19 protein-coding genes and 2 pseudogenes are annotated in these 17,423 nt (G+C 70.6%); 14 read left to right on the forward strand and 7 right to left on the reverse strand.

Annotated elements, in window-relative coordinates; all coding sequences use genetic code 11:
- The first annotated feature begins 5 nt into the window (after positions 1 to 5).
- From AB0O19_RS18875 to AB0O19_RS18895, 5 genes are all read left to right on the forward strand, one after another.
- The gene (locus tag AB0O19_RS18875) at positions 6 to 1,979 is read left to right on the forward strand and encodes a condensation domain-containing protein (protein ID WP_363620782.1); all 1,974 of its coding nucleotides are present in this window, start codon (positions 6 to 8) and stop codon (positions 1,977 to 1,979) included.
- Positions 1,976 to 3,223 (forward strand): aminotransferase class I/II-fold pyridoxal phosphate-dependent enzyme, encoded by a 1,248-nt coding sequence (locus tag AB0O19_RS18880; protein WP_363620784.1) that lies wholly within the window; start codon positions 1,976 to 1,978, stop codon positions 3,221 to 3,223. The genes AB0O19_RS18875 and AB0O19_RS18880 overlap by 4 nt, the downstream gene beginning before the upstream one ends.
- An 89-nt stretch (positions 3,224 to 3,312) precedes the next feature.
- Complete coding sequence (locus tag AB0O19_RS18885; protein WP_350879353.1) at positions 3,313 to 3,555, forward strand: acyl carrier protein; 243 nt, start codon at positions 3,313 to 3,315, stop codon at positions 3,553 to 3,555.
- Between the two features lie 52 nt (positions 3,556 to 3,607).
- Positions 3,608 to 4,369, forward strand: a complete 762-nt coding sequence (locus AB0O19_RS18890) for a glucose 1-dehydrogenase (RefSeq protein ID WP_363589296.1) — start codon at positions 3,608 to 3,610, stop codon at positions 4,367 to 4,369.
- Between the two features lie 90 nt (positions 4,370 to 4,459).
- Complete coding sequence (locus AB0O19_RS18895; protein WP_363620786.1) at positions 4,460 to 5,716, forward strand: MFS transporter; 1,257 nt, start codon at positions 4,460 to 4,462, stop codon at positions 5,714 to 5,716.
- Positions 5,717 to 6,490: 774 nt separating this feature from the next.
- Here AB0O19_RS18895 and AB0O19_RS18900 read toward each other — a convergent pair.
- Positions 6,491 to 6,676, reverse strand: a complete 186-nt coding sequence (locus AB0O19_RS18900) for a hypothetical protein (RefSeq protein WP_363620788.1) — start codon at positions 6,674 to 6,676, stop codon at positions 6,491 to 6,493.
- Positions 6,677 to 6,894: 218 nt separating this feature from the next.
- On the opposite strand from AB0O19_RS18900, the gene AB0O19_RS18905 reads away from it, so the two are divergent.
- Both AB0O19_RS18905 and AB0O19_RS18910 read left to right on the forward strand, forming a co-directional pair.
- On the forward strand, positions 6,895 to 7,170 hold the full coding sequence (locus AB0O19_RS18905; RefSeq protein WP_363620790.1) for a hypothetical protein: 276 nt from the start codon (positions 6,895 to 6,897) through the stop codon (positions 7,168 to 7,170).
- Entirely contained in the window at positions 7,167 to 7,445 is a 279-nt protein-coding gene (locus tag AB0O19_RS18910) for a hypothetical protein (RefSeq protein ID WP_363620792.1), read from the forward strand. The genes AB0O19_RS18905 and AB0O19_RS18910 overlap by 4 nt, the downstream gene beginning before the upstream one ends.
- Positions 7,446 to 7,602: 157 nt before the next feature.
- Here AB0O19_RS18910 and AB0O19_RS18915 read toward each other — a convergent pair whose 3' ends face one another.
- Complete coding sequence (locus tag AB0O19_RS18915) at positions 7,603 to 8,046, reverse strand: hypothetical protein (RefSeq protein WP_363620794.1); 444 nt, start codon at positions 8,044 to 8,046, stop codon at positions 7,603 to 7,605.
- 168 nt (positions 8,047 to 8,214) lie between these two features.
- Here AB0O19_RS18915 and AB0O19_RS18920 point away from each other — a divergent pair, with 168 nt between their 5' ends.
- The 4 genes and pseudogenes from AB0O19_RS18920 (at position 8,215) to AB0O19_RS18935 (ending at position 10,593) form a co-directional block, all read left to right on the forward strand.
- On the forward strand, positions 8,215 to 8,592 hold the full coding sequence (locus AB0O19_RS18920) for a hypothetical protein (protein ID WP_363620796.1): 378 nt from the start codon (positions 8,215 to 8,217) through the stop codon (positions 8,590 to 8,592).
- Positions 8,593 to 8,784: 192 nt separating this feature from the next.
- A complete protein-coding gene (locus AB0O19_RS18925; RefSeq protein WP_363620798.1) occupies positions 8,785 to 9,447 on the forward strand; it encodes a hypothetical protein in 663 nt (220 codons plus the stop codon).
- A 207-nt stretch (positions 9,448 to 9,654) separates the two neighbouring features.
- Positions 9,655 to 10,128, forward strand: a pseudogene (locus tag AB0O19_RS18930) (SAM-dependent methyltransferase); the annotation flags it as partial.
- Positions 10,129 to 10,133: 5 nt separating this feature from the next.
- Positions 10,134 to 10,593: pseudogene (locus tag AB0O19_RS18935) on the forward strand (precorrin-6A/cobalt-precorrin-6A reductase).
- Positions 10,594 to 10,755: 162 nt separating this feature from the next.
- On the opposite strand, the gene AB0O19_RS18940 reads toward AB0O19_RS18935, so the two are convergent.
- On the reverse strand, positions 10,756 to 11,019 hold the full coding sequence (locus AB0O19_RS18940; protein ID WP_363620827.1) for a hypothetical protein: 264 nt from the start codon (positions 11,017 to 11,019) through the stop codon (positions 10,756 to 10,758).
- Between the two features lie 736 nt (positions 11,020 to 11,755).
- Here AB0O19_RS18940 and AB0O19_RS18945 point away from each other — a divergent pair.
- Complete coding sequence (locus AB0O19_RS18945; RefSeq protein ID WP_363620800.1) at positions 11,756 to 11,920, forward strand: hypothetical protein; 165 nt, start codon at positions 11,756 to 11,758, stop codon at positions 11,918 to 11,920.
- 840 nt (positions 11,921 to 12,760) lie between these two features.
- On the opposite strand, the gene AB0O19_RS18950 is transcribed toward AB0O19_RS18945, so the two are convergent.
- Positions 12,761 to 13,114 (reverse strand): helix-turn-helix transcriptional regulator, encoded by a 354-nt coding sequence (locus AB0O19_RS18950; RefSeq protein WP_363620802.1) that lies wholly within the window; start codon positions 13,112 to 13,114, stop codon positions 12,761 to 12,763.
- Positions 13,115 to 13,179: 65 nt separating this feature from the next.
- On the opposite strand from AB0O19_RS18950, the gene AB0O19_RS18955 reads away from it, so the two are divergent.
- Both AB0O19_RS18955 and AB0O19_RS18960 read left to right on the forward strand, forming a co-directional pair.
- Positions 13,180 to 13,650 carry a hypothetical protein gene (locus tag AB0O19_RS18955; RefSeq protein WP_363620804.1) on the forward strand — a complete coding sequence of 157 codons (471 nt, stop codon included), beginning with the start codon at positions 13,180 to 13,182 and terminating at the stop codon, positions 13,648 to 13,650.
- Positions 13,651 to 14,056: 406 nt separating this feature from the next.
- The gene (locus AB0O19_RS18960) at positions 14,057 to 15,490 is read left to right on the forward strand and encodes an alpha/beta fold hydrolase (RefSeq protein ID WP_363620826.1); all 1,434 of its coding nucleotides are present in this window, start codon (positions 14,057 to 14,059) and stop codon (positions 15,488 to 15,490) included.
- A 255-nt stretch (positions 15,491 to 15,745) separates the two neighbouring features.
- Here AB0O19_RS18960 and AB0O19_RS18965 read toward each other — a convergent pair whose 3' ends face one another.
- The 3 genes from AB0O19_RS18965 to AB0O19_RS18975 all read right to left on the reverse strand — a co-directional run bounded on the left by AB0O19_RS18965 (position 15,746) and on the right by AB0O19_RS18975 (position 16,763).
- Positions 15,746 to 16,039, reverse strand: a complete 294-nt coding sequence (locus AB0O19_RS18965; RefSeq protein WP_363620806.1) for a hypothetical protein — start codon at positions 16,037 to 16,039, stop codon at positions 15,746 to 15,748.
- Positions 16,040 to 16,288: 249 nt separating this feature from the next.
- Positions 16,289 to 16,426 carry a hypothetical protein gene (locus AB0O19_RS18970; RefSeq protein ID WP_363620808.1) on the reverse strand — a complete coding sequence of 46 codons (138 nt, stop codon included), beginning with the start codon at positions 16,424 to 16,426 and terminating at the stop codon, positions 16,289 to 16,291.
- 208 nt (positions 16,427 to 16,634) lie between these two features.
- Positions 16,635 to 16,763 carry a hypothetical protein gene (locus AB0O19_RS18975; protein WP_363620810.1) on the reverse strand — a complete coding sequence of 43 codons (129 nt, stop codon included), beginning with the start codon at positions 16,761 to 16,763 and terminating at the stop codon, positions 16,635 to 16,637.
- Positions 16,764 to 17,423: the final 660 nt, after the last annotated feature.

The following is a 17,423-nucleotide window of genomic DNA, read 5'->3' on the forward strand; positions in this document are numbered from 1 at the left end:
CGGCCGTGAACCGCCTCCCGGAGCCGCCCCCGAGCGCCGCCACCGTCACCCGCAGCGGGCCGCTGACCTGGGTCCAGCAGTGGCACTGGTTCGAGCGCACCGTTCCCGCACCACGGCGGGTGAACCCGACGCCCCTCGCCGACCACTGCCACGTCCCGCCCCCGGCCACCGTCGCCGACGTCCACGCGGCACTCGCGGCCCTCACCGCCCGCCATGAGGCGCTGCGCACCACGGTCGACCCGCTCCGCCCGGTCCAACACGTCCACCGTGCGGACTGGGCGCCGCTGCCGGTCGACCACGTCGACGTCCGCGCCGTCGATGCCGACACCCTGGACGCCGCCACCGCCGCGCTGGCCGCCCGTCCGATCGATCCCGAGCGGAACCCGCCCTGGCGCGCCAGGGTGCTGCTGGAGGCGGGGAGGCCGCGTGCGGTCCTGCTGGCCGCCCATCACGTCGTGATCGACGGGTGGGGGCTGGCGGTGCTGATCAACCAGTTGCACGACCAACTGCGCGGCGTCGGCGCACCGGCGGAGGCAAGCGTGCAGCACCCCCTCGACACGGTCGCCGCCCAGCCCGTGGAACGCGCCCGCGCGGCGGAGCGCGAGTGGCTCACGCGGCTCGCGGGCAACCCGACCGGTGTGCTGGCCCCGTTCGGCGGGACGGACGACGGCGCCGGGCGACACCGCCTCCAGCACCGCTCGGCGGGCGCGTACGCCGACCTCACCCGCGTGGCCCGACGTCATCGGGTCAGCCCGGAGGTCGTGATGCTCGCGGCGCTGGCCCACGACGTCACCACCCGCACCGGCGAACTCCGCTTCCTCGCGTCGGTGGTGGTCTCCAACCGGGCCCGGGCCGCTCTGCGGAACAGCGTCGGCGTCCGGGCCCTGACGGTTCCGGTGCAGATCGACCTCCGCCCGGGCGCGGCGTTCGGCGAGGTGGTCGCCTCGGTCGCCGCCGCCTCCTCCGCCGCCTACCGGCACGGTCAGTGGCGCCCCGCGGAACTGGTCGCCGCCCAGGCGCGGATGGACCGTCACCGCGGTGTCGTGACCGTACCGACCATCGAGTACAACTGCTACTCGTGGCCGCGCGACTACCTGGTCCCCGGGTACCTGGCCCCCGCGCAGTACGCTCCGCCGGACGGGTCCGCAACCTGGATCCGCAGCACGCCCGACGAGCCCTGCGACACGCTCTACGTCGACCTCGGCCTCGACGCGGGGGTCGTCACCCTCGACGTCACCGTCGGGGACCACCTGCTCGACGCCGGGCAGGCCGTGGCGTTGCCCGTCCGTCTGTGCGCCTTCCTGCGCGCGCTCGCCGACGGTGCCGAGTGCCCGGTTCCGGCGCGCCCGCCGGCACCGGCCGCCTCCGGCTGGTGGCGCTCCCCGCAGGGATGGGTGTGCCCGGCCAGGGTCGAGGCCGTGCTGCGCGGCCACCCCGGAGTGCTCGACGTGACGGTGGCGCCCAGCGGGGACGCAGCGGGGGAAGGCGAACCGCACCTCGTCGCACGCGCTCGCACCGCCCCCGGTGCCACCCCCGACGACTTGCACCGCCACGTCCTGGACCACCTCGACGAAGTGCCCGGCATCGCGGCCCCGGGCCGCTACGTCCTGTCCCCGGCCGGCCCCTGGTCCGACCGGTCCCGCACCGCCACCACCGGCGCGGGAACGCCGCGGGTCCCGTCGCGCCCGCCCGCGACGGGCGCCGAACGGGCGCTGGCCGCCGCCGTGGCCGCTGTCGCACCCGGCGATCCGCCGGACGGCTCCTCCGACAGCCCTGACGCGGTGGACATGAACCGTTGCCTCGCCGACCACGGCGTCACCCTGGTCGCCGTCCCCCGTCTGCTGGCGCTGCTCCACCGGTTCGGCTTCACCGGGATCGCGTCGGACGAACTGGCCGGGACGGCCTCGCTCGGCCACCTCGCCACAGCCCTGGAGCCCTCACCGCCCCGCGCCCATCGTGGAGGAGACACCTCGCCATGACCGCGTCCCGCACCGCCGGCCCGTCCGCGGACCGCCTGGCCCCGTGGGCCTTCGCCGCCTTCGTCGAGGCGAACACCCACGACACGGCCTACCGCCCGCCGGTGGTGGACGGTCCCGTCGGGCCGACCATCGTCCGCAACGGCCGCGAGCTGGTGAACTTCGCCAGCATCAGCTTCCTCGACCTGGAGCGCCACGTCCCCGTACGGCGTCATTTCGCGGAGGGGGCGCTCGCCCACGGCCTGAGCACCAGCGGCTCCAGGATGACCCAGGGGATCTGCCGCCCGCACCAGGTGCTGGAGGAGACGATCGCCCGTCACACCGGCAAGGAGCGAGCCATCAGCTTCGCCACGGGGCTCCTGGCCAACATCGGGTTCGTCCACGCCATGAGCAGTTCCGCGCACTTCGACGCCGGGATCGAGGTGCGCAACCACGACACCGTGTTCGTCGTCGACCGCGACGTCCACTGGAGCATCTGGAAGGGCCTCCAGGGGCTCGGCTACGGCCGCAACGTCCACGCGTTCCGGCACAACGACGTCTCCGACCTGGCCCGCGTCCTGGAGCGGGTCCGCACCCACAAGACCGTGGTGATCGCCGAGAGCATCTATTCGGCCGACGGCACCATGGGACCGATCGTGGAGATCCTCGACGAGTGCGACCGTCACGGCGCCGTCAGCATGATCGACGACGCGAACGGCTTCATGGTCTACGGACCCGAGAACCGTCCCTACGCCCGGGAGGCCGCCGCGATCCGGGAGCGGGCCGACTTCGTCATGGTGTCACTGTCGAAGGCCATCGGTCTGGAAGGCGGCGCGATCGCCGGGCCGGCGGCGGCCATCGACGCCTTCGAACTGCTCTCCGGCACCTCGATGTTCACCGCCGCCATCCAGCCGCCGACCGCCTACGCAGCCGACCGCACGATCGGCGTCCTCGCCGGCGATCCGGGGATCGTCGACGACTACCTGGCACATGCCGCCCGCCTTCGCCGACAGATGCACGAGGCCGGCACGGCGACGACGCCGACCGAGTCGTACATGCTCTCGGTGCCGATCGGAAGCGACGCCGCCGCCCTGCAGATGCGGGAGTGGTTCGTCGAGGACGGCTACCTCGTACCCGTCTTCTCCTACCCGGCCGTCTCGCGCAACCAGGCGCTCCTACGCCTGTTCCCGCACGCGGGCCACACCGAGGAGCAGATGGACGGCTTCCTGCACACCCTCCTCGCCTACCGACGACGCCTCGGGCTCTGACGTCCCCACCGACGCTCGCCGCACCGAGGCTCGCCCCACCGACCGATGACCGACGCCGACCCCATCCCCATCCCCAGAGGAAGGAACCCGTGGTGGACAACACCGACATCCTCAACGCCATTGCCGAGATCGTCGAAGAGGTCCTCGGCATCGACTCCGCCGAGGTGAGCGCCGAGACGTCGTTCACCGACGACCTCGACGTCGACTCCCTGGCCATGATGGAGATCGCCGTGGCGGTCGAGGACAGGTTCGAGGTGAAGATCCCGGACGACCGGGTCACCGGGTTGAGGACCGTCGGCGACGCGGTGAACTACGTCGCCGAGCACCGGTGACCTCCGCCGGGACGACCCTTCCCCACGAGGCTCCCCAGGAGGTCGGGCAGCCATGAGCGTCCTCGATCGCTTCCGGCTCGACGGTCGCGTCGCCGTGGTCACCGGCGCCTCCTCCGGGCTGGGCGTCGCCTTCGCCACCGCGGTGGCGGAGGCCGGCGCCGACGTCGTGCTCGGGGCGCGGCGCACCGAGCGGCTGGAGACCGTGCGCGCGGCCGTCGAGAAGCTCGGCCGCCGGGCCGTCGCCGTGCGCACCGACGTCGCCGAGCCGGAGGACTGCCGCAGGCTGGTCGACGCGGCCGTGCGGGCATTCGGGCGGGTGGACATTCTCGTCAACAACGCCGGGATCAGCAGTGAGCAACCCGCGGCGGAGGAGACCCCGGAGCAGTTCCGCGAGGTCATCGACATCAATCTGAACGGCTCCTACTGGATGGCCCAGGCCGCGGGCGCGGTGATGCTGCCCGGCAGTTCCATCGTCAACGTCTCGAGCATCCTCGCCCTGGTCACGGGCGGGCTGCCGCAGGCCGCCTACTCGGCGTCGAAGGCCGGGATCCTCGGGCTCACCCGCGATCTCGCCCAGCAGTGGACCCCCGGCAAGGGCATTCGCGTGAACGCCCTCGCGCCGGGCCTCTTCACCTCCGCGATGACCGACGGCTACGCCGAGGGTTACCTGGAGGCGATGATGCCGCGGGTGCTCTCAGGCCGCATCGGGCGGCCCGAGGAGCTCGCCGCGGCTCTGGTCTTCCTCGTCTCCGACGCGGCGTCCTACATCACCGGCACCACCCTGACGGTCGACGGGGGCACCCACATCGCATAGTGACACCCGGCGCCGGACCCGCCGGCGTCGCCGGTGGGCCGCCGCCACGCCATGGCTGACGCCCCGTACCCGAGCCCCGGAGAGCCACCGATGACGACGGAGCCGACCGCCCAGTCTCTTCCGCGCGAACCGCTCGGCGATTCGCACCTGCGCCGCCTGATCGTGGGTCAAGGGCTGGCGGCCGTGGTCGACGCCCTGTTCATCGTCTGGCTCACGCTCTTCGTGCTCGACCTGTCGGAACCCGGAATCGCCACGGGGTTGGTGCTCGTGGCCGTGGCGCTGCCGCGAGCGGTGCTCCTGCCTCCTGCGGGAGTACTGGTCGACCGCCTCGGTCCCGCCCGTGTCGTGGCCAGTGCCGCCTGGCTCCGGGTCGCCGTCCTGCTCGCCCTCGGCGCCCTGGTCACCTTCACCTCACCGTCGTTGACGACGGTCGCGCTGCTCGGCGGGCTGCTCGGCGCCGCCGACGCCGCGTACTTCCCGGCGGCCCTGGCGTTGCTACCCGCCGTCGTGCCGACCGACAAGCTCGCCCGGGTCAACGGGCTGGTGCAGGGCGCGGAGTCGGGGGGCGATCTGGTCGGCCCGGCGGTGGCCGCCGGATGCATCGCCGCAGTCGGCTTCGCCGCGACGCTCGGTGGGATCGTGGCGATGGCCGCGTTGGCCGCCGTCGTCCTCAGCACGCTGATCCGCGTGGTGCGACGCGGCGGAGGTGCCGGGGACGACGCCGGTCCGGCCACCGTCGACGGCGAGCAGCTCAGCAGTGCGCGTGCCCTCGGCGTGGGCTTGAGGTACGCCTGGCACGAACCGCTGGTGCGAGGGATGCTGGCAGCCATCGCCCTGATCAACATCGCGGTCGTGGGCCCCGTGCTCGTGGGCGGCGCGGTGCTCGCCGATCAACGCCTCGGCGGCGCGGGATCCCTGGGCGTCGTGCTCTCCGGTTTCGGTGCCGGCTCGCTGGCCGGCTCACTGATGGCCGGGTGGCGGCCGCCCGCCCGGCGCGGCCGGACCGTGGTCGGCGGTGTCGCGGCGATCGGCGCAGGCATGGCCGGACTCGCCGCCGTCACCCATGTCGTCGCCGCGACGGCGGTCGTCTCGCTCATCGGCCTCGGATCCGGGTTCCTCGGAGTGATGGTCGTGGCCACTCTGCAGGAGCGGGTGCCCGAGCAACTGCTGGGCCGGGTACTCAGCCTCGTCGTGCTGGCCACGGTGGCGTTCGACCCGTTCTCCTACGTGATCGCCGGCACCCTGCTCCCCTACGGCACGACCACGCTGTTCCTGGTCTGCGGCAGCGCCGTCCTGGCCTGCGCCGGCCTGGTCGCCACGAGCCCGGCGGTCCGCTCCCTGCGCTGACCGTGTCGATCGCCGGTCGTCCGCCGATCACCGGGCCCGGCCGAGGCCCCCGTGGGCGAAGATCTGCGCGCGGTCGCGGCACGTGGGTCGAGGCGAGCCTCTTCGAGTGAAAAACCGGAGCAAGGCCGCCTGACTGGCGCTTCGTCGGCGATGAAAAGGTCTTCCGACCATATGTTTAACTCCGGCGCTCACAGCGGCGGTGCCCGTGCCCGGAGTGCATTCCCACGTGCCACAGACCACGCAGCCAAGAGGACCAGCCATGCGCTCCACCCGCCGCGTTCTCGCCGCTTCAATCGTGGCGGCTTCCGCCTCAGCCTTTGGCCTGGCCGTCCTCTTCACGGGCGGGACGTCCCAGAGTTCCGATGCCACGCAGGTCCGCGCGGTCAACGCCCTCGGCACCTCGCAGAGCGAAGCCGAATCATCCTGGTCTCCCTCCACGAATCCGGACTCGGAGGACTCGGAGGACTCGGTGCCCCGTTGCTTCAGCTACGGCGGCCCCTACTGCGGCTGGGTGAGGACCTACTGGGGCGGCTGCGACAGGGACTGGGGCCTGAGCTACGGGTTCAAAGACCCTGCCGTGCTCTGCCCCCACGACCCCCGCCCGAGCCCCTCCGCCACGGCCAGTCCCTCCGCCACGTCGAGCGCCTCGGCCACGCCCAGCCCCTCCGCCAAGTCCGGTTCCCCGGCCGCACCCAGTCCCTCCGCCACGCCCAGCCCCTCGAAAGGGCTCAGCCTCTCCGCCGCACCCAGCGGCGCTCGCCCACAGCCGGCCCCTCAGCCGTACCCGAGCCGCTCGGACGAGCTCAGCCCCTCCGCCACGCCCGGTTCCCCGGCCGCACCCAGCCCCTCCGACGAGCTCAGCCCCTCCGCCGCGCCCAGCCGCTCGGCCACGCCCGCTTCCCCGGCCGCACCCAGCCCTCCGGGCGAGCTCAGCCCCTCGGGGGAACCCAGCTTCTTCACTGCACCCAGCCACCCGGGCGAGCTCAGTCCTTCGGAGGAGCCCAGCCCCTTCGCCGGAAGCAGCAGTTCCTTCTCATGGGCCCCGTCGGGCCGTAGGAGAGACTACGGCCCGTAGCCGCCAGCAGGTGAGCACTTCCTTCTTGGGAGCCATCGTGAGCTCTGAGGTCAGACCACGCCGCCTATGGTCGGTCGGGGGGCCTGACTGCTGATGGGATCGCGTGCCCGCCAAGCAGGTTGGGCGTGAGCACTTGATCCATGAGAACGCGAGCCACGCCTTCCGCAGGCTGCACACACAGAACGCCCAGGGAAGCCGGAGAAGACCAGTGCTGTTCATCGGCGGTGACTGGGTCGAAGGCCACCACGACGTGGAGTTGCAGAACGAGACGGGCCGGAAGCCGGCGAGCGCACGACTACCGGAGGGCTCCGAGGGCATCGCGAAGCTGCACGCCTCGTCGCCCGCCACGGTGGCCAGGACCTGGAGCCCGGGCAGGTGACGGTCTGCATCGAGACCGACCGGGGCCCGTGGGTGCAGGCCCTGATCGCCGCCGGCTGCCGCGTCCACGCGGCCAACCCCCGCCAGGCTGCCCGGTTCAAGGAGAGGTACGGCACCTCGGGGGCCAAGAGCGACAAGGGCGACCCACGCGCTGGCGGACATGGTCCGCATCGACGGCGCGCGGCCTGCGGGCGGCTGGTGCCCACGGTCGCTTCCACGCCGGTGGCGGTGGCGTGGACCTCCGTGGTCCACGACCTCCGGTACTCGCCGCTCTGAACACCCGGGCCAGGACGGCCCGATGCGCCGGCGCCGATCGCGGTCTCCAGGATCATCGCGTGGTGCCGCACCACCGCCGTGGCCGCCGGCACCGCGACGGCGGCCCTCGACTCCAGCTGCGCGGCCAGGACCCCGGCGTTGCTGGTCACCTACGCCATCAGCCGTCCACCGCCCCGGACTCACCGGGCTGCCGCACACCGAGCGCCCACTCGCCCAGTTCGGTGAGCAGCGCCCTCGTGAACTCGTGCGCGCCGCCGTCGAGGAGGTCGTGCCGGGCGAGGAGCGCCCGCTCGGTCTCGGCGGTCTCGACGGTCTCGACGGGGTCGACGGGGTCGAGGGCGGCCAGGAACGCCACGGCCGCCGGGCCCGGGTCCGGGTCCGGGTCCTCGCCGACCACGACGCGGGCGGCGCCCTCCCACTCCGGGTCGGCGGTCGGACGCAGCAGCAGCTGGAGTTCGGGGAACTGCCCGACGGCGTGCCGCAGCTCGTACGAGCGGACCTGGTCGGCGAGGCCCTGGCCGTCGATCTCCAGACGCGCGGTCGGGCCGGTCGCCTGGATACGGACATGCCGCTGCACGGCGGGGTTGGTGGTGGGGGTCATGGTCGCGAGCCTAGGAGCCTCGACGGACACGACGGCCGTTCCCGACCGTGGCCCGGCGCGCACGCCCACCGCACGCCGGCTTCGCACTCCAGCGCCACTTCGCCCAACCCATCGCTCACCACTGGCTGTTGGCCAACGCTACCGTGGCGGAGGCCGTAGTCTCGCGGCATGCACAGGACCCTGGAGAACCCGCCCGCGCCGGCTCGCGAGGTGGTGACGGAAGCCCTGGAAGGGGCTCTGGACGGCCGATCCGCAGCTGACCACACGGCTGAGGCCCTGGTCGGGATCGCCCTGCACGGAGACGACCGCGACTTCGCCGAACACTGCTGCGTGCAGACCGGCACACGGGCCGCACCGGGCAGTCCCCTGCTGGGGCTGACCGTCCTGTGCCTGAGCCACATCGCCCGCCGCTTCGGCCGCCTCAGCGACGAAGCCCTCGACCTGGCGCGCTCCCTGGCGCAGCGGGCCGCCGCCGACCCGGCGGACGTGGACGGACGGGCCCTCGACGGCTACGACGACATCCGGACCTTCCTGTACCTCTGGTGAAGGCCGGAGTGGTCGCGCCTGCCGGGCTTGCATCCGGCAGGCGCGACCTACCGCAAGCATGGCCATGACTGCCGGGGAGGGCCCGTGACGCCAAGTACCGTCCGTCAGAAGTCGAAGCGCGGGCGACGGAATCGCTTGACCGCCGTGGCTGCGATAGCCGTTCTCGGTAGCGGGTTCGCAATCAATGCATGGATGAACCGGGGCCCGGAGAGCAAGGTCCACGAAGGCGCCGTGGCCGGCTACCCGCTACTGGTCAGTTCCGACGGCCAAACCCTGACACTCAACATCGGCTGGGGTTGCGAGGACCGACCGGAGCTCGTGACCCGTGAGTCCACCGGCGTGGTGAAGGTCTCCCTGCGGCACACGGTCCGTCCGGGGTTCTGCGACCCGGGCGGCTTCGCGCAGATCACCACCCACCTGAACAAACCACTCGGCACCAGGACCCTGAACGACGCCACGGGCAAGCCCGCCGTCCACTTCGACGAGCGCGACCTTCTCCGGCCCGCGTCCCTGCCGGAGAACTACTACCCCTACCCCGCGGGCAGGATGGTCTTCCTGCCCGGCCTGGAAGCGATCCCGACCGACACCCCGGCCTGGGCCGTCGGTTACCGGCTGGGCACCGGTCCCGAAGCAGGCTCTCTGATCATCAGCCAGACCCTCCGGAGCAGCACACCACCACCCGGCAAGGCCGCCACCGTCAAGGGCCGCCCCGCGACCATCACGCACTCGGATTCCCAAGGCGACCCCCACTCGCTGACTTGGTCCGACGGCACCTACACCTTCGTCGTCACCACCGGCGGCCCCCCACGACTCACCAGCGAGGAACTCATCCACGTCGCGGAGAGCATCGGGTAACCGACACCACGACGACGTCCGGTGGGACCGCTCTGTGAACCGGCCCCATCAGAGACCGAGACCGCACCTGGACCGGTCAGGACAGAACTACTTCGTCCAGCCTGGTGATCCGCGCGACTTCCACGGTGCTGGCCCCGCCCGGATCGAGGGCCTGGCAGGTCCGGCCGACGGTGCCGGCCGTCGGCTCCTTCGCGTCGATGACGGTCCCTCGACGCGGCCGGCGTGCCGTACGAGATCGTCCCCGGCGTGCCCGCCTTCGCCGCCGCAGCGGCCGCACTCAAGCGGGAGCTGACCGTCCCGACCGTCGGCCAGACCGTCATCCTCACCCGGATCGCCAAGCGCGCCACCCCGATGCCCGAGGGCGAGGACCTGGCCACCCTCGGCCGCAGCGGCGCCCTGCTGGTACTGCACCTGGCCGCCGGATACGTGGACGACGTCGTCGAGCAGCTGCTCCCGCACTACGGCGCCGACTGCCCGACCGCCGTCGTCGCGATGGCCAGCCGGCCGGACGAGCTGGTGCTGCGCGGCACCCTCGCCGACATCGCCGGGCAGGTCAAGGCCTCGGGCGTGGTGCGCACCGCCGTCATCCTGGTCGGACGGACGCTGGCCGCCGAGCAGTTCCGCGACAGCCACCTCTACTCGGCGGAGCGCGAACGCCCGCACGAGCCCTGCGGGGCGTGAAGCCCATGACCCGGCACGTCCTGATCCTCGGCGGGACGACGGAGGGGCGGGCGCTGGCCGCCGCACTCGCCGAGCCGCCGTCCCCGCAGGTCACCAGTTCGCTGGCCGGCCGGGTCGCCCAACCCCGGCCGCCCGCCGGAGAGGTGAGGATCGGCGGCCTTCGCCCACCTCGACGGGGTCCACTTCCTCGCCCGGTCGGTCGACCCGCCCGAGCTCCCGTTGCCACCGTCCTTCGAAGTCCTGCTGGACCGGGGGCCGTTCACGCTCGACGACGAACGGGCGCTCCTGCGCGAGCACCGCATCGACATCGTGGTCACCAAGGACAGCGGCGGCGCCCCGACCGCACCCAAACTCACCGCCGCACGCGAACTCCACCTGCCCGTGATCACCGTGCGGCGTCCGCCGGCCCCGGACGGCGTACCGGTGGCCCCGGACGTACCGGGCGCGATGCGGTGGCTGCAATAACCTGGGATAGCTCACTGCCCCTCGCCGTCCGCCCTGGCCTGGACTCGCCTGATGGTCCAGGGCGTATTGGATCGTGATCAAGCGACGGCTCGGATGAGGCCCTTGATCCAGATCATCGAGCCGCAGAGGTGGAGGCCCGCGAGGTAGTTCGCGGGGATCTTGTCATATCGCGTGGCGATACCTCGCCAGGCCTTCAGCTTGTTGATCAGACGCTGGGCAGCCAGAGGGATGCGGGGCTGCGAAGAACAGGTTGGCATTGCCCGGCGCGAGCGCCCCGAGACTGGCGCGTGCGAACCCGAACTCCCACACGTTGCGGCTCAGGTCACTTTCCTGGTCGAGCGTGTTCGAGGCGTCCGTGGTGAAGATCGCCCGGCCAATCGGCGGGTTGTTCGGCGCGCCCGGCAGCAGGGAGAACGTCCGTCCCATGCACCCCGCCACCGACTCCGAGGCCGCCTGGTGCAGCCGCCGCGACCCCGCCGACACTGGCCCCGGCGCGGTGGAATGGCGAGGAAGAAGGCCAGGTGCACCCTCATCGGGTAAAAGGCCACCCGACAACGATCACAGCACCCCAGGTCCGCCCGCCCTCGTCCTGGCCTTCGCCGTCCACCAGCCCGGCCTCGCCCCCGCCTCCAGAGTCCTCACGGCCCTCAAGGACCTCGGTCGGCACGGCTACCGCACCGGTTACGTCTACGGCCGCGGCCTGCCTGAAACGTTTCCCATTCCCGTCCGGTACACCCGGCCAGGCGGTTTCCTCGGGCCGGGTGCGCGTCGAAGGCGCACGGCGGTGGCAGGCGGGTCAGGATGACCGCGCATTGGGACGTGTGCGGATGACTGTGATTGTGGCCGGCTGTCCCAACGTGCCCGCCAGGCGCCGCCGTCGCGGCCCCGCACAATGAAGGAGACCTCATCCTGATGGCACCCGTTCATGTCCCGGCCCCGGGCCGGGCACACGTAATCCCCAGGGTGCTCGGCGCCGCCGCCCTCACTCTGGCCGTCACCGCCCCGGCGGCCGGTGCCGCACCCGCTTCCGGCGGTCGGGAGGCATCGCGGCCCACCGCACCAAAGGTGACCGGGAGCCAGGCATTCACCCAGAACGGCACCTTCACGGTCCCCGCCGGTGTCACCGAACTGACGATCTACGCACTCGGCGCGGGCGGGGCCGGTGGCCTGGGCGCCGGAGGCGGTGGTGGTGGCGGCGGAGGCGGCGGCGGCAGCTATGTACTCGGCCCTGCCGCCGGTGGCGGCGGTGGCGGCGGCGCGGGCGGGGCTGGTGGTGGCGGCGGCGGTGGTGGCGGCGGATCCTTCGTCGCGTGCACGGTGCCGGTGACCGCGGGCACGCTGTTCACGGTAGGCATCGGGCAGAGCAATCTGGTCGGCGCAAACAACGGCCAGGGCGGAGCCGATGGCGCAGGAGGCCGGGCGGACGCCCTGCTGACCCCAGGCAAAGCGGGAAGCGCAGGCCAAAACGGCACCAGCGGCAGCATCCTCGGCACGTACTACACCGAAACGCAGATTTTCAACGGCCAGAACATTTTCGTGTCTGCCAGTGAAGGCAACTTCGGGGGGAGCGCCTCGCCCGGAGCGGGCGGCAGCGGGGGCGGACGCGGCGAGCGCGCGGGCGGGTCGAGGGGCGGGGTGGGCGGCCTCGGTGGCACCGGTGTCACCGGCGGAACGCCGGGTGGCGGCGGAGACGGCGGCGGGGACGTCGAGTGCATCGGAGGAGAGGAACTCGCGGCGGAAGGCGGCCTGGCGGGCCAGGCCGGCGCGGCCGGAGCGAACAGCTTCGCCGCAACCGCCGGCGGCACCGGCATCGCGGGCCGCGTCGGCGACGGCGGCCCGGGCAGTAGCGGCGCAGCGGGCGGGAACGCAGGAGCAGGCGGCGTACCGGGCACAGAAATGATCACGCTGCCCCCCGGCGTAGGGGTGGGCGGCGCCGGCGGAAGCGGAGGAACGGGCGGCACCGGCGGCCACGGCGGCGGACCCGACCCCAGCCCCGGAAAACCAGGCAGGCTCCGCCGGCGCGGCCGGTGCCGCCGCTGCCTCCACCGCCAACGGCGGCCCCGGCTACGCCCTCATCACCTGGTAAACGAACCACGTCCCATCGGGCCCGGCACCGCGCGGTGCCGGGCCCGATCGCGTCCGGCCGCCGGTATGCCGTCGGTCCGCCTCACCCGGCAGCTTCTCCTGAGGACCCGGGCTCGACCACCGGAGTGTTCGCCGCGATCTCGGCCCACAGCCCGGCCGGGTACAGGTCGATCCGCAGGGCGATCTCCAGGCGGACGATGGTCGCCACGTCGGGCAGCACCTCGCCGGCCAGGAGGCGGTTGATCGTGGTGTGCGTGACACCAGCCTGGCGGCCGAGTTCCCGCGCCGACCACGACCGCCCGGTCATCGCGTCGCGGAGCCGCAGTACGAAGGCGAGTCCGACGACGGCCTCGGGCGGGGCGTCCTCGGCGAGTTCGACGTCCGGCCAGGTCCCGGACGCCACGAATCCGGCGGCCGACTGCTGCGTGCGCGGCACTCGCTTCCCTCTCGCGCGGGGACCGTGTTGACCGTTCCATCCTGCCGCACTCGGCTGATCTCGCCTTGCCAGATCCAGGATGGTGCATTTATGTTCCACTTAGCGAACACCGCGATCAGGTCCTCACCGAGGAGAACGCCCTCGCCGTCGTCCTCGCCGTCCACGCCGCACTCACCGTCACCGCACCCGACCGGCAGGCCCACCGTGTGGGCGGCCCCAGCATCGGCACGGTCCTCGGCAACCTCACCCGACGCGGCGGCATCCACGAGACCACCGTGCGGGCCACGATGCGGGAACTCAGCCGCTCCGGCCGGCAGGCGATGTCCCGGCTGGTCCACGACGCCACCCGCGCACGCGGATCCCAGGTCGACCTGCGCACGGTCGCCGCCCTCGCCTACGGCACCCCCGGAAGCGACCGGCCTCAGCAGCTGTCCACCAACCCCACAAGCCACTGGCTACACGCCCTGGACGGGGTGAACACGTGGACGCCCGCCATCGAGGTGCTGCGGGACAGCGTTGCGGCGGCGTCCAGGTAGTGCGCCAGACGTCCCGCCCTACCGCCGAGGGCACGTTGCGAAAGAGGATCTCGGCCTGATGATCGCTGTTTGGCCGCACCATCATGCGCGACACCATTCCGCATGTGAGGAATTTTCGTCCACATTGAGGAGTATTTGGAAGCTGGCCTACATCAATGAAGGAAAGAGAGTTTCATGAAGCGTGCTTCATTATGCGCGGCCACTGTCGGGGCGGTCGCGTGTTGGCATCTTCAGTGTGCACGGTGAAAGTTCCGACCCGAGCTACAGCGAAAGGTTGCTGAACATGATCCACAGTGAACTGAAGGCCCGGCTCCTGCCGGCCAGCCTGAACAATATCACCGTCCAGCAGAGGAGGCGGCCGAGCCCCGCGTGGACCGCGGTGGCAGCCGGCGCCCTTTGCCTTTCGATGGCGACGGCCGCACCCGCTAGCGCACTACCAGCGCCTGCCGCCCCGAATCAGGCCCAGCGGAGCGCATACGCCAGCGGCCCACACCGGCCCATCATCTTCGTCCATGGCTGGCACTCCGAAGGTTCGGTCTGGAACGGGATGAAAGGATACGCCGAAACGCAGGGATACAAAGAAAGCGAACTGCACGTCTACGATTACAGCAAGATGACAAAGCCCGGCCAGACCAATCCTCCCAATCCTGGAATCGACCACATCGCCGCAGACTTCGCCAGGGAAGTCAACGAGATCGCAAAGACGTCACCGGACGGCAAGGTCGATATTGTGGCCCACTCGATGGGAGGTCTCGTAGCACGCGCCTATATCAAGAATTTGGGCGGAGCAGAAAAAGTGAAACACTTCGTATCCATGGGAAGCCCCCACCATGGAACAATCGTGGCCGACGTGGGAGTTGGAGCATCCGAAGCCGTCCGTGCAATCGGAGCATTCCTGGGGGACCATAATATCCTGGTTGGCTACGCAAAGGAACTTGCCGAGAATTGCGATTTTCAATGCCATGATATGGCAAGCGGGTCAGCTTTCCTGCGGTCGCTGAACTCGGGAGACGAGGCGCCACATGGGGCCGATGGGTACCCCAGGTACACAACCTTCCGCTCCAACATAGACGACGAGCCGGCGGTCTACCTCAATACCAGAAACAAATTTAAGCCCCAGATTGGCCTGTGCGACGGCGTCGTATTCGGAATTACCGAACAGGGCGCCTGGGCGTACGAGGGAAAGGGCCCGAATGTGCGAGGCGGAAAGACCTCCGCCCTCCGAGGGGCAGAAAATATCGTCACGGCATGCTTGCCCCATGGCGAATACTATAACGACCCATGGACGCAAGAGAAAACCCTGGACACACTCGCCGAAACGACCATCGGAGAAGAAGACAAGTACGTCCCCAGGGCGCGAAACAGGACAAAGTGCAATGAACTGACACGGACCCATTACCGCGATAATTGGGTTCAAGCATGGCTACAGTCCTGCCTGCAAGTCACCCCCGAAAAAGAGGTTACCCCGGTCCTCAGGATCCGCGGATGCGGGCACTATCGAAGTCCTTTCGGGAAAGCCCTTTGGTACTATACGCCCGAAGGGTGGGGGGACAACGTGGAGTGCGTCATGGGACGCGATGGCCTCTCACTCAGGAAAAAGGGTAGTCGCATAAAAAAGGAGCCCGGCTATCATAAAGCGGAATTTAACACCCGGGCCGGTGAAGTAAAGGTCAACACACTCTCCCTTCATGGTCCAGGTGATTATCAACTCTACACTCCGACCCTAAACAATCCCAACGGTTCGCCCAGGATTACCGCGAAAGTTCAACCGTGGGATGATAGTGACAACTACACGACCCTGGACCCCCTTGTCGAAGGGCCGAGCGTGACGGTCCACTGAACCCGGATCCACCGGCCTGATGCCCGTGGATAGTTCCCTCAGAAACGAGGAAGTGCCTTGTGACATGCGATGATGGGAGTTCTTCACGCTCCCAGCACGCACAATCGACAAGGCACTTCTGAGAAGAAATCCTCCACGCCGCGACGAAGTCCCCGCTCAGCCAGGACAAGGGGCCCAGCACCGCCCGTCGTCGAATTGCTGCGGGGCAGCGTCTCGGTAGCGTTCGGGTAGGACCCGGCGCGGCCGGACCGCCGCTTACAGGCAGTGGCCGCGCACCGTGGCGCACGCCTCGTACCGCACAGCCCACACCTCGTCGACCATCACGGCGGACCGGCGGGAGGCCTGCCGCACGAACTCGGCGGTGGCCTCAGGCTGAAGGCGGCAGAGCTTCACGAACTCCTGCGCGAGCGGCACGGCGGCGATGAACCGGGCGTCGTCGGCCTTGGCATCCGCGATGCCGAACAGCGTCCCGATCTCGTCGGCGATCTCCAGTCGGGCGTGAAGGGTCTCGTCGGTCGCCGCCCGCACCAACCGGCGCAGGTCCGGCACGCCGAGACGTCGCACTCCTCTGGGGGGTCTCCTGGGCCAGCAGCGCGGCGAAGGCATAGGCGAGGTTGAGGTTGCCGAGCCCCTTCTGCTGCTGGTCCAGCTCCCGCAGCACCGACGACTGCAGGGCAGCGGCCACCATCGCGAAGTCGCCGTTCCTCCGGGCGGCGAGCAGGGTCTCGACCTCGGCGTTGACAGTCTGGGGTGCGGCCCTGGGGCTGCACCCCCGCACCCCATTCCCATCCGGGTTGGTCAGCGGCGTTCGGACAGGCGGTTGTCGTCCATGCCCTGCGCGAGTGCGTCGAGCTGCCCGGCGTCGGCCAGCTCGGTCAGGCCGTGCACCGCGGCGTCCATCCTGTCGGGGCTGTCCATCCCGGTGACCCAGGTCATCATCTGTCCTTCCAGCTCCGGGTAGTGCCCGACGTGATGCCCTCGGCCCGAGAACTCGACGGGGACGATCCGGGCCGTGTCGATCCACGCCCGCCGCCACACCCCACCCCTCGACGGGGCGCGGCTTCTACATGAACAACAACCACCACAGCCGCTCGCCGACGGCGCGCCAGATACCGACCGACGCCGTGCAGCCGTACCGGGCCAGCTACAGCGACTCGCCGACCTTGCGGCCGAGGGCATCGTCGGAGCTGTCCGCGATGGCAGGCAGGTCGATGACGGTCCAGTCGGACGCCGCCTTCCGCAACAGCTTCCACGTGGTGCAGCCGTTGCCCATACGGGGGCGGCTCCGCTTGTTGAGAAAGAGTGGCCCCAGCGGCCAAGGCCGCGCGCGGCGGCGGCTCGGGGGGTTGCCGCCGCCGCGCAGCGGGAGACTACCTCACCCGAGAGCGTCGCAAAATCTGTGTGCGCCGGAGTAGACATTGCTCGTAGGTGGGTCTAACGTTTCTCTCGTAGACAGCAGTCGGCGATACCGGCCAGACACGAACTGGCCGGGATTGTTGGACAGAAGTTCGCAGGTCGGTCCGGCAGTGGAGTTCCGAAGCCAGGCAGGTGCAGGACGGCGACGGAGCTGGCTTCCGGACCGGGCGGCCCGCAGGTATCAGGGGCCGCCACCAGCGGTACCGGTAGGACGCAGTTCAGTGAGTGCAGTACCAGCAGTACCAGCAGTACGAAAGTGACAGTTCAGTACAGAGGATGAACGGAGGGCACAAGCGCCATCAGGATCGCCCGGCCCGTGAACACTCGCCCGGGCGGACACCGCAGACCCCAACGCAAGGACGGTGGTTTCCGGTCACGCATACGCGATCCCCGCACGACCCTCCCCAGGGACAGCGCGGAAGCAACAGGACCGGCCCAGGCCGGTAGATGGTGTTGTTCCCCTTCGGGGCCCCGGAGCCGATACGGCCCCGGGGCCCCTCGACGCGTTCTCCCCGAG

Source organism: Kitasatospora sp. NPDC091276 (assembly GCF_040684355.1).
GTDB lineage: Bacteria > Actinomycetota > Actinomycetes > Streptomycetales > Streptomycetaceae > Kitasatospora.

What these genes read in the sequence shown, in the direction of transcription:
- AB0O19_RS18880 (WP_363620784.1), top strand. Translation starts at nt 1,976, where the DNA reads ATGACCGCGTCCCGCACCGCCGGCCCGTCCGCGGACCGCCTGGCCCCG.
- AB0O19_RS18890 (WP_363589296.1), top strand. Translation starts at nt 3,608, where the DNA reads ATGAGCGTCCTCGATCGCTTCCGGCTCGACGGTCGCGTCGCCGTGGTC.
- AB0O19_RS18895 (WP_363620786.1), top strand. Translation starts at nt 4,460, where the DNA reads ATGACGACGGAGCCGACCGCCCAGTCTCTTCCGCGCGAACCGCTCGGC.
- AB0O19_RS18915 (WP_363620794.1), bottom strand. Translation starts at nt 8,046, where the DNA reads ATGACCCCCACCACCAACCCCGCCGTGCAGCGGCATGTCCGTATCCAG.
- AB0O19_RS18920 (WP_363620796.1), top strand. Translation starts at nt 8,215, where the DNA reads ATGCACAGGACCCTGGAGAACCCGCCCGCGCCGGCTCGCGAGGTGGTG.
- AB0O19_RS18925 (WP_363620798.1), top strand. Translation starts at nt 8,785, where the DNA reads ATGAACCGGGGCCCGGAGAGCAAGGTCCACGAAGGCGCCGTGGCCGGC.
- AB0O19_RS18940 (WP_363620827.1), bottom strand. Translation starts at nt 11,019, where the DNA reads ATGGGACGGACGTTCTCCCTGCTGCCGGGCGCGCCGAACAACCCGCCG.
- AB0O19_RS18960 (WP_363620826.1), top strand. Translation starts at nt 14,057, where the DNA reads ATGGCGACGGCCGCACCCGCTAGCGCACTACCAGCGCCTGCCGCCCCG.
- AB0O19_RS18970 (WP_363620808.1), bottom strand. Translation starts at nt 16,426, where the DNA reads ATGACCTGGGTCACCGGGATGGACAGCCCCGACAGGATGGACGCCGCG.
- AB0O19_RS18975 (WP_363620810.1), bottom strand. Translation starts at nt 16,763, where the DNA reads ATGGGCAACGGCTGCACCACGTGGAAGCTGTTGCGGAAGGCGGCGTCC.